We start from the raw sequence: 9941 nt of genomic DNA, 5'->3' as shown, positions 1-9941 counted from the left end.
GTCAAATTGGGATTGTAATGCAAGAGCCATACCTTTTTAATGATACTATTGAAGAAAATTTAAGATACGGCAAAAAGGATGCCACTCTGAAAGAGATGATGGAGGCTTGTAAGGCTGCCTATATTCATGATTTTATTATGACTTTGCCTGATAACTATAAAACAATCGTCGGTAATAGAGGTATTAAGTTATCAGGTGGAGAAAAGCAACGGGTATCTGTTGCTCGAGTTATCTTGAAGGACCCAAGAATAGTTATTCTTGATGAAGCGACATCCTCTTTAGATTCCGTATCAGAAAGGTATATTCAAAAGGCAATGGTACCGTTGTTAAAGAATAGAACAAGTTTTGTAATTGCTCATAGATTATCGACTGTTCTAGCGGCGGACCAGATTTTTGTTATTGAAAATGGAACTATCGCGGAATCTGGGAATCATAAGGAACTGCTAAAACAAGATGGTCTGTATCGTCAAATCTATAATATTCAGTTTGGAGGGGAAACTTCTTCGGAGGAAGCTCTGTCCATCCAAAGTTGAGTTCTTGTCAAAATTTGTTTGTAAGCGAAGGTGGAAAAAGAGAAATGAAGAATCAGAGATTTAAAATGGAATTTGAAGTGCATTATCATGAAATAAATCGCTATGAGAAGGCTACCCCTCTGACGATACTTCACTATTTAGAGGATGCTGCAATTTCCCATTCTGAAGCAGTCGGACAGGGAATTGAACAATTAAAGGCTCAAAAGCACGCCTGGGTTTTGAATCAGTGGCAGCTTCAAATGGACAGCTACCCAGCATTAGGAGAAAAGGTTATAATCGTAACTTGGTCTGCTGGGTTTGAGCGCTTTTACGGAAAGAGGGATTTCTTAATCACTGACAAGAATCAAAGAATCATCGGTAGAGCTGCCTCTTTGTGGATTTTTTATAATACGGAAAGTAAGCGTCCTTCAAGGATTCCCGCGGAATTTCTTGATGCCTATGGATTCGACTCCAGGAGAGCTCTCGAACAGCCTATTGGTGAAGTTGAGATAGGTACAAGTGAGCAAGAAGGAGCAGAGGAACAGATATTTAACGTTAGACGAAGTGATATTGATACCAATGGACATGTCAATAATGCCAACTATCTTCAGTGGATGTTAGAAGTCGTACCAGAGGACATCTATCAGAAATATCATCTTGCTGCTCTGGAAATCACTTATAAAAAAGCAATAACCTACGGGTCAAGCATCCGCTCAAAGTGCATTAGTAGTGGTCTAGGAGTAAAGACAATAGGATGTAGACATGTTATACTCTGGGAAGATGCTGAAGGTCAGGAGCTAGCTTCAGCCAAAACAATTTGGGAACTAAAAGGGGTTAGCGATTGCTAACCCTATTGTTCATGTGGAGGAGTAGTCATTTTTTAGTTAACCCATGGTCGAAGAAGTCGACTAGCAAGTTTAAGGGGATTAAGCCTCTCATGATTCAAAACCTTTTGAACAATGTTATGATGGACAAGAGATACTATACTGTCTAAATGAGAATTATTGAGTCGTTCAAGTGTTCTTCGCAGCACTAAGGAGTTTCTATAGCTTTCTCTGAAGGGTCGAGTAAGGTCGGAATAGTGACCTAGTCCACAAAGATCCTGGGCTGCATAAATACCCGTCATAATGGATTCAAACTGACCAAATCCGAAGCCGGGCATTACAGCCCCAAAGCAATTACCGACAAAGAACGTATTACCGATTCGAGGGTGTTCGCACAATCCAATAATATAGCGAGTAATTTCAAAGCGATCAGTAATATGCAAAGGTTGATTGAAGTCCCTACAGACTAATGTGTAGAAATTTTCCCATAGTTTTTCCAAGTCGAACTCCCGATTTGCGGGATAGTCAGGATAAGCGAGTGTAATGCACGCTTCCTTTTCGGAATAGGGAAGAAGGAAGGCGTATCCCTGAGGGGCAATGTCATAGTTTAACCAAATGCCAACCTTATGTCGGTCAAAATCTCCTTCGACTGTTGCACCTTTTAGCGTTACTGTGAGATCGGTCTGGAAATCTTGGATTTTAGAGGTGTAGGCTGCGTCGCCAGTCGCAAGTACAATATGTGTATAATCCTGTAGTAATTGTTCATAAGAATGTTCGGAGTTAAACCTAATGGGAGTCTTAACCTGATTGAAAAGTTGATTTTCGAAGGATTCGGAATCTCTCCCTCTAAGGTTAATAAACCCCAGCTGCCCGCTTAATACTGATTGTTCCTTTTCGGAAAAGAATAGGATATGACGCATGGGGCTAAGTGCTTGTAGGTAAATCCCATGGTTTTCTGAAAGATACGCAATGGGATCGTTGACCGGTCTTGTCAAAGCGGCTATTAAAGCTTCTCCATTAACAAAACGGTCTCCAACCTGACTTCTTTTTTCAAAAATGGTAAAAGGTACTCCGTGTTTTTCTAGAGTTATTGCACAGGCTAAACCGGATAAACCGGCGCCCATAATAGCTATTTTCATGGTGTTTCCTACTTTCTTGCGAGCGAGGTTAGGAATAGTGGGTCATCTCTAAAGTAGTATTCCCTTCAACAAATGGGTTATGAATGTTTAATCTTTATAAATTCTAGTTAGAGTTCAAATAAGTTATAGAAAGAGGCTAAAACATGCGAAGAAGTGATAAGGAAATTACAGATCAAAATTTACTGGATGAGATCATGATGAAAGCACAGGTTTGTCGATTAGCCGTATCCTATAAAGATATGCCTTATATAATTCCTATGAATTTTGGTTATAAAGAAGGAGTGTTGTATTTTCATTCTGCTCACGAGGGACTAAAACTTTTGATTCTTCGAGAAAACACTCAGGCTTGCTTTGAGGTAGATATTGATACCCAACTAGTACCTCATGAGCAGGGATGTAATTGGACAATGCGGTATCAGAGTGTGGTTGGTTTCGGCGAGGTTGAATTTATCGAGGACCTAGTGGGCAAGCGAGAGGGAATGAAAATCATCATGCAACACTATGCAAATGATATAATGCTGCCTTCAGACGCCTCATTAGCAGCGGTCACTCTCTTCAAGTTAAAGGTTAATACCATGACTGGTAAACAATCAGGCCTTTAAGCAAACTTAATAACCTGAGTTATTTATTCCTATTTCACTGAAGCTGTTAGAGCTTGTTACAAAGTTCTAAAATTTGCAATGTTATCCTGAAGGAGGAACGACTGAAGGATCCAGATCCCTCGCTTGCGCTCAGGATGACGATTGCTCTTTTGCTTTTGTAACATACACTGCTAGGCATAATCCATATAATATTCGCATAAGAAGGAATAAGTAAGATATTTGTCGAAGATAATCGTGATTCAAGGTTGTTTTAGTGTAAAATATGTAAGTCAGTTCCATGGACATGGCCGCAATCTAATTTGAAAAGTGGTGTAAAATGTCAACAAATAAAATCATGGAATTAAATCAACGAGTTGCTTTTCTGGAAGGGGCTTTAGCGGATGCTAGAGAAGATAATGAAATCTGGAAACGGATTTTCCTTGAGAATAGTTGGGGTATGGTCGTTGCCGATGCCATGAGCGGTGAATTGCTTAAAGTTAATCCCCGCTACGCTGAAATGCACGGATATAGTCCTGCTGAGTTAATAGGAAAGTCAATGTATGACGTCCTTTGTGCTCCGGGGCATCAGAAAGACCTTCTGGAAATGGGGCCTAAGATTTATAATGACCGCTATGAATATAATTCCATCCATGTCAGGAAAGATGGAACTTGTTTTCCAGTCCGTATTAATAACCATGAAATAACGGTTAATCAACGAAGATTGCGAATTGTCTCTATCTGGGATATTACTGAAAGTGAGCTTAAAGAAAAGGAATTAAGTCAGTATCGTGAAAGTTTGGAGCAATTAGTCAATTTCCGAACAGATGAGTTAGAAAAAACTAATGAACAACTTCGAAGTGAAATCCGGCAAAAAGAAGCTGCCGAAAATGAATTAGCTAAAGCAAATCAAGAGATGATTAATACCCTGGAAAGTATCGGAGACAGCTTTGAAGCTGTAAATCGTCAATGGATCATAACGTATATCAATAAGGCTATGATTAAAGCCCGGGAGGCTAATGGGCTAGATGGAAATATTGTAGGATCTGATTTTTGGGAAACTCATGAACCGGGGAGCCCAGCGATTAACGACGCCTGTCTTAAAGTTATGAATGACGGGATTCCAATGCGGTTCGAAACCTATTCACAGTCCTTAGCGCAATGGGTTGAAGCCAGCATTTATCCAACAGAAAACGGAATTTCGATTTTTCTCCGCAACATTGAGGAAAGAAGAAAAATTGAAAAGTCAGTAGAGGAAGAACATCATCGTCTCTATTCCTTATTTAATAGCTTTCCTGGTCTAATATACCTTCAAGAAGAGAATCATAAAATTCGATTTGCAAACAATAGTTTTCGGGCAAAGTTTGGTCCCTGTATAGATCAACCCTGCTTTGAAGTCATAGCAAAGTTACCATTTCCTTGTCCTGATTGTATGTCTGCCATGGTTCTGAGAAGCCATTCTGCTGTATGGAAAGAGATGGTTTTTGAGGATCGCATTTATGAGGTATATTCTCAGCCCTTTAAAGATGCTGATGGATCTAGGTTGGTATTCAAGGTGCTTATTGATATTACCGACAGAAGGAGAGCCGACCGCGAATTGGCTCGTTTAGAAAGACTAAATATGTTAGGAGAAATGGCAGCGAGTATTGCTCACGAGGTAAGGAATCCGCTGACAACCGTTCGCGGTTTTCTACAACTGCTACAATCTAAAGGGGAAACCTTAGATTATCATGAGTTTTATCAATTGATGACAGATGAACTAGACAGGGCAAATTTGATACTGTCAGATTTTTTGAGTTTAGCCAGAGAGAAATCAATGGACTTTAATCAAATTAATATTAGTCAAATAGTTAAGGCTCTGTCTCCTCTTTTGACGGCGGATGCAATTAATCAAGAAAAGAAGATTGTCCTTGAACTTGAAGAAGTCCCTGACATTTTAGGAAGTGGAAACGAGCTTCGACAGTTGATTCTGAACTTAGCAAGGAATGGGCTTGAAGCGATGCAATCAGGTTCAACCTTAACTATTCGAACAACTATATGTGAAAATAATATTATACTCATAGTCTGTGATCAAGGTGGAGGGGTTGATCCTGATATTCTAGATCAATTAGGTACACCGTTTCTAACAACCAAAGAGCGAGGGACCGGATTAGGGATCGCAATATGCCAAAGGATTGCTATACGCCATAAAGCTTTGATAAATTTTGAATCAGATCATAAAGGGACAACGGTAACCGTAAAGTTTCCTTTCTAGGGAAGGATTATCTTACTCGGCCTAAACGGACTAATCATCTATATAGCTGAATAGTACTCTAGGTAATAACAGCCTTATTCAATAATAATTTCTACGATCTTATAAGATTAATTAATATACAAAAGCCACCCCGTGGGGTGGCTTTACTGATGGTTCATATGGTTTTAGAAGGCTGGGACAATCGAACCCTGATATTTGTCTTCTATGAACTTCTTAACATCTGGGGAAGTTAAAGCTTTGGAAAGCTTTTGTAAAGCAGGATCGTTTTTGCGACTGTCTTTGACTACCAAAATATTAGCATAAGGAGAGTCTTTATCTTCCATGATAATGGCATCGCTCATAGGGTTAAGTCCGCCTTCAATGGCGAAATTTGTATTGATTACTGCTGCATTGACCTTGGGATCTTCCAGTACTCTAGGAAGCTGAGGAGCATCCAGTGGAGTTACTTTAAGCTGCTTGGGATTGTCCTGGATATCATTTACTGTTCCTTTAATCCCAACTCCATCTTTAAGTTTAAGGATTCCAGCTTTAGCTAGAAGGGCCAAGGCGCGTCCGGCGTTTGAGGGATCATTGGGAATAGCAATGGTATCTCCATTTTTAAGGTCATCTAGTTTAGTGATTTTCTTGGAGTAGATCCCCATTGGTTCGATGTGAACATTTGCAATGGAAACATTCTTGAGGGAATGGTCTTGGTTGAATGAATCTAGGTACGGCGTATGTTGGAAGAAATTAGCGTCAATATCATCAGTATCTAAGTCTAAGTTCGGTCGGACATAATCAGTGTAGTTCACAATTTGGAGGTCAATGCCTTCTTTGAGTAGAGCTGGTTTAATGTGTTCGAGGATTTCTGCATGAGGTATTGGGGTTGCACCAACTTTGAGTACGGTGTTAGTTGAGGGTGTGTCAGATCCGGTTTTTGGTGCTTCGGTAGTACTGCCACAGCCGGAGAGCACGAGGGAAAGAGAGACCAATACAGCGAGTAATAGGGTAAAATAGCGGTGGTTTTTGATTCTTGACATGATTTTCTTCCTCCTATTTGTTTACTTTTGGTGTGCTGCTAATAAAGTGTGGAAAGAGTGAGGTTCATAGCCAAAGATTAATGTGTAAGCTTGCGTGCCAGCGCGGTTCCAAGGGACTGTATTATTTGAACAATCACGACTAGAATGACGACGGTGATGACCATAATATCGGTCCGGAAACGGTTATAACCATATTGAATGGCCAAGTCTCCTAACCCACCTCCGCCAACGGTACCGGCCATAGCAGTGTAGCCGATGACGCTGATTGTCGTGATGGCAACGCCTAGAATAAGAGAGGCCTTTGCCTCTGGAAGAAGGACTTTTTGGATAATCTGTTGGGGGGATGCCCCCATGGATAAAGCAGCTTCGATAACACCGTAGGGTACTTCTTTGAGGGAGCTTTCAACCACTCGAGCGACGAAAGGGGCAGCTGAGATGACGAGTGGGACAATAGCAGCGGTTGTACCAATGGATGTACCAATAATTGAGCGAGTGAATGGGATTAAGGCTACCAAAAGGATAATAAACGGAGCGGAACGCAAGATGTTGATGACGGTTCCTAAAGTTCTTTCAACCCAAGGGTTAGGCATGATATGCCCAGGTGAGGTGACGACCAAAATGATACCTAACGGGAGTCCTATGAGGTAGGCGAGCAGCGTTGAAACGACTACCATGTAGAGAGTTTCGCCGGTTGCAGGCAGAATAAGCTGGAAAAGTGAGGCGATATCAAAGCTCACGGTGAATCACCTCCACATTTAATTTGCGAGCTGCCAAATAGCGATGAGCCTCTTTGAGTTGGTCGGAGTTTCCTAGGAGTTCTATAGTAAGTGTACCAAACAAGGTGGATCTTAAGTGGTCAATACTTCCATAGAGAATATTAGCTCGGACATCGCAATTACGCAGTAAGTCCGTGATGATTGGATCCGAGGCTCGAGAACCGAGGAATTGAATGCGAACAATTTCTGAGTCTTTGTGGGTTGCAAGCTCTTTAAGAAGGTCGGCAGGGAGTTCGTTTGGAAAAACCGTTGAGATAAACTGTTTTGCGATATCTGACTGAGGTTTAATAAATACAGACTCGACGGGACCGTTTTCAACGATGCGGGCTTCGTGAATAACCGCAACATCCGTGCAGATCTCTTTGACGACTTTCATTTCATGGGTAATCATTACAATTGTTAAGCCAAGTTTTTGATTAATATCACGCAGGAGGTTTAGAATAGAAAGGGTGGTCTGGGGATCTAAGGCAGATGTGGCTTCATCGCATAAGAGGACTTGCGGTTTAGTGGCAAGGGCTCGAGCAATGCCGACCCGCTGTTTTTGCCCCCCGCTCAACTGAGCTGGGTAAACATCCGTTTTGTCTTCGAGACCCACTAGATGGAGTAATTCTTTGACACGTATCGAGATTTCCTTCTTAGAAACTCCAGCTATTTCTAAAGGAAAGGCAATATTCTCTGCTACGGTTCTTGATTGAAGGAGGTAGAAATGCTGGAATATCATTCCGATATTCTGCCGGGCTTGCCGGAGTTCCTTGCTAGAAAGTAGGGGCAGGTCTTGACCGGCAACGATGACGTGTCCGCTCGTTGGTTTCTCAAGTAGATTTAAGCAGCGAACCAGTGTGCTTTTTCCAGCACCGCTTAATCCGATAATCCCGTAAATGGACCCTGGCGATATGTTCAAGGATACATTATCAAGGGCGATGACGTCGCCTTGGCGAGAGGAGTATTTCTTTACTAATTTTTTAATTTGAATCAAAGGTTATTGCTCCTTTGTTTTAAATTCGGGAACACTTTGTCGGCAATTATACACAACAAAACTCCGCGAAGAAAACCCGCGGAGTGCCATTCGGTTTTCCTCTTATCTCCCAGATTTCTCTGCAGGAGTTAGCACCGTGCAAAATGCCGGTTGCCGGGTTTCATCGGGCCAGTCCCTCCACCTACTCTGAATAAGAGTCTACTATTAGGTTTTATTGTATCAAAATGCTACTAAAAGCTGTCTATATTTTAGCATATGGGATATAGGATTTGCAAGCGTTAAAATATTGACTCAACGCATAAAAAAGCTTGACAATAACACAACGCTTTAATAGATTAAAGTAAGACAGTGATCTTGTTTGGTGTAGGAGGGAATGCTATGTCAAGTGATGAACGATTAAGGAACCCTTTAACGGATGCCCTAGCTGAAGCAGTTTTATTGCTTAAGAGCAAAGAAGAGTGTTATCGGTTCTTTGAAGATATTGCGACGGTTGCTGAAATCAAGGCTTTGGCGCAGCGCCTTGAGGTTGCTAAGATGCTGCAGAGAAATGAGACCTATACAGCAATTACGGAAAGGACAGGAGTAAGTACTGCAACCATCAGTCGGGTAAAACGTTGTTTAAATTTCGGGGCAGATGGCTACCAACTGATTTTGCGGCGTTTGAAAGAACAAAATGAAAAGCACGAAAGCTATGAAGGAGAATTATGATGCTAAGAACTAATCTAGGGTTACGTATACCAAAAGGAATGCGGGATCTACTTCCTGAGGAAATTGCAGTGCAAGAGGGTCTGGAGAAGAAAATTCTGGCGCTCTTTCGACAATGGTCTTATGAAAAAGTATTAACTCCAACCTTGGAGTATTCTGCTTGTGTTCAGCCGGATATTGAACAAGATGATTTGTTATACAAGTTCTTTGATAGGGAAGGACGAATATTAACCCTCCGCCCGGAACTGACCATTCCCATTGCCCGCCTAGTTAGCACACGTATGAGGGGGGGAGAATTTCCGCTGCGCTTGTGTTATGGGGCAGATGTATATCGTAACACTACAGTTAGGCATAGAGAGTTCCGTCAAGTGGGTGTGGAACTTGTTGGTTCTGACCAAGAACTCGCTGATGCGGAAGTGATTGCTCTTGCGGTGGAAGCTATTGCGGGTTTAGGCCTAGAGAATTACCAGTTTAACCTTGGTCATATGGGAATCTTTTCGGGGCTCATGCTTGAAGCTGGGGTAAATGAGGGGATACAGGCCAAGCTGGAAGAAGTATTAGCTCGTAAGGATATGGTGGGTGTGGAAAGCTGTGTTAGACAAAGTGGGCTGCCAGAACGGGTTCAGGAACTATTACTGCGGTTGCCTCATTTTCACGGAGGAGAGGAAATTCTCGATGAAGTTCTAGGCTGGAGTGAGCAACCTGCAATTCGAGAAGCAGTTGAAAGGTTAAGAAAAATTTATCAGTATTTAGAGGATTTCGGAGTTCGAGAGAAGGTTTCCTTAGATTTAGGAATACTTCGCGGCTTTTCATATTATACTGGAGCGGTTTTTGAAGGGTATGTTCCAGGAATGGGTTTTCCCATTGTTGAGGGCGGACGGTATGACGCTTTATATGCTGACTTTGGAATTCCACAACCTGCAACTGGGTTTGCAATACACTTAGGGAATTTGTTAGAACAATTTCCACTTCCGGCAGTACAGGGAGCCGATGTACTGGTATATGGATCAGATGCTAAGCAGGTGATTCGTCAAAGCCAAGCTTTAAGGGCCCAGGGAAAACGCATAGAGATGGCCCTCGGAACTTTAGGAAATGATGAGGCACAGAAAATAGCGATGAATAAGAATATTGCGCAGGTCTTATGCATCGATTAAGGGC

The 9941-nt window shown here is 41.8% G+C and carries 10 protein-coding genes and 1 riboswitch; of the genes, 6 read left to right on the top strand and 4 right to left on the bottom strand.

Going from position 1 to position 9941, the window contains the following annotated elements:
- Together HGJ98_RS00485 and HGJ98_RS00480 are read left to right on the top strand one after the other, a co-directional pair.
- Nucleotides 1–533: ABC transporter ATP-binding protein (locus tag HGJ98_RS00485; protein WP_291349027.1), on the top strand; the 533-nt coding region annotated here is incomplete at its 5' end.
- Between the two features lie 44 nt (nt 534–577).
- Nucleotides 578–1360 carry an acyl-ACP thioesterase domain-containing protein gene (locus tag HGJ98_RS00480; protein WP_291349026.1) on the top strand — a complete coding sequence of 261 codons (783 nt, stop codon included), beginning with the start codon at nt 578–580 and terminating at the stop codon, nt 1358–1360.
- Nucleotides 1361–1392: 32 nt separating this feature from the next.
- Here HGJ98_RS00480 and HGJ98_RS00475 read toward each other — a convergent pair whose 3' ends face one another.
- The gene (locus HGJ98_RS00475) at nt 1393–2475 is read right to left on the bottom strand and encodes an NAD(P)-binding protein (RefSeq protein WP_291349025.1); all 1083 of its coding nucleotides are present in this window, start codon (nt 2473–2475) and stop codon (nt 1393–1395) included.
- A 143-nt stretch (nt 2476–2618) separates the two neighbouring features.
- Between HGJ98_RS00475 and HGJ98_RS00470 the strand changes: the two genes are divergently transcribed.
- Nucleotides 2619–3077, top strand: coding sequence for a pyridoxamine 5'-phosphate oxidase family protein (locus tag HGJ98_RS00470; RefSeq protein WP_291349024.1), 459 nt, complete (start codon nt 2619–2621; stop codon nt 3075–3077).
- A 316-nt stretch (nt 3078–3393) separates the two neighbouring features.
- A complete protein-coding gene (locus HGJ98_RS00465; RefSeq protein ID WP_291349023.1) occupies nt 3394–5307 on the top strand; it encodes a PAS domain S-box protein in 1914 nt (637 codons plus the stop codon).
- Nucleotides 5308–5471: 164 nt separating this feature from the next.
- Here HGJ98_RS00465 and HGJ98_RS00460 read toward each other — a convergent pair whose 3' ends face one another.
- The 3 genes from HGJ98_RS00460 to HGJ98_RS00450 all read right to left on the bottom strand — a co-directional run bounded on the left by HGJ98_RS00460 (nt 5472) and on the right by HGJ98_RS00450 (nt 8078).
- Nucleotides 5472–6326, bottom strand: a complete 855-nt coding sequence (locus HGJ98_RS00460) for a MetQ/NlpA family ABC transporter substrate-binding protein (RefSeq protein WP_291349022.1) — start codon at nt 6324–6326, stop codon at nt 5472–5474.
- Nucleotides 6327–6403: 77 nt separating this feature from the next.
- Nucleotides 6404–7063, bottom strand: coding sequence for a methionine ABC transporter permease (locus HGJ98_RS00455; protein ID WP_291349021.1), 660 nt, complete (start codon nt 7061–7063; stop codon nt 6404–6406).
- Nucleotides 7053–8078, bottom strand: a complete 1026-nt coding sequence (locus HGJ98_RS00450) for a methionine ABC transporter ATP-binding protein (protein WP_291349020.1) — start codon at nt 8076–8078, stop codon at nt 7053–7055. The genes HGJ98_RS00455 and HGJ98_RS00450 overlap by 11 nt, the downstream gene beginning before the upstream one ends.
- 99 nt (nt 8079–8177) lie before the next feature.
- Nucleotides 8178–8275, bottom strand: a riboswitch (SAM riboswitch).
- Between the two features lie 181 nt (nt 8276–8456).
- Between HGJ98_RS00450 and HGJ98_RS00445 the strand changes: the two genes are divergently transcribed.
- The gene (locus HGJ98_RS00445) at nt 8457–8786 is read left to right on the top strand and encodes a YerC/YecD family TrpR-related protein (RefSeq protein WP_291349019.1); all 330 of its coding nucleotides are present in this window, start codon (nt 8457–8459) and stop codon (nt 8784–8786) included.
- On the top strand, nt 8786–9937 hold the full coding sequence (gene hisZ / locus HGJ98_RS00440; RefSeq protein WP_291349018.1) for an ATP phosphoribosyltransferase regulatory subunit: 1152 nt from the start codon (nt 8786–8788) through the stop codon (nt 9935–9937). The genes HGJ98_RS00445 and hisZ overlap by 1 nt, the downstream gene beginning before the upstream one ends.
- The last annotated feature ends 4 nt before the right edge of the window (nt 9938–9941 follow it).

The sequence above is a fragment of the Desulfosporosinus sp. genome (assembly GCF_014237355.1).
Lineage (GTDB): Bacteria > Bacillota > Desulfitobacteriia > Desulfitobacteriales > Desulfitobacteriaceae > Desulfosporosinus.
The sequence above is the reverse complement of the archived record's forward strand: the minus strand, read 5'-3'. Positions and strand labels throughout refer to the sequence as shown.

Coding starts and splice junctions, on each gene's coding strand:
- HGJ98_RS00465 (WP_291349023.1), top strand. CDS start 3,394: ATGTCAACAAATAAAATCATGGAATTAAATCAACGAGTTGCTTTTCTG.
- HGJ98_RS00480 (WP_291349026.1), top strand. CDS start 578: ATGAAGAATCAGAGATTTAAAATGGAATTTGAAGTGCATTATCATGAA.
- HGJ98_RS00445 (WP_291349019.1), top strand. CDS start 8,457: ATGTCAAGTGATGAACGATTAAGGAACCCTTTAACGGATGCCCTAGCT.
- HGJ98_RS00460 (WP_291349022.1), bottom strand. CDS start 6,326: ATGTCAAGAATCAAAAACCACCGCTATTTTACCCTATTACTCGCTGTA.
- HGJ98_RS00475 (WP_291349025.1), bottom strand. CDS start 2,475: ATGAAAATAGCTATTATGGGCGCCGGTTTATCCGGTTTAGCCTGTGCA.
- HGJ98_RS00470 (WP_291349024.1), top strand. CDS start 2,619: ATGCGAAGAAGTGATAAGGAAATTACAGATCAAAATTTACTGGATGAG.
- hisZ (WP_291349018.1), top strand. CDS start 8,786: ATGCTAAGAACTAATCTAGGGTTACGTATACCAAAAGGAATGCGGGAT.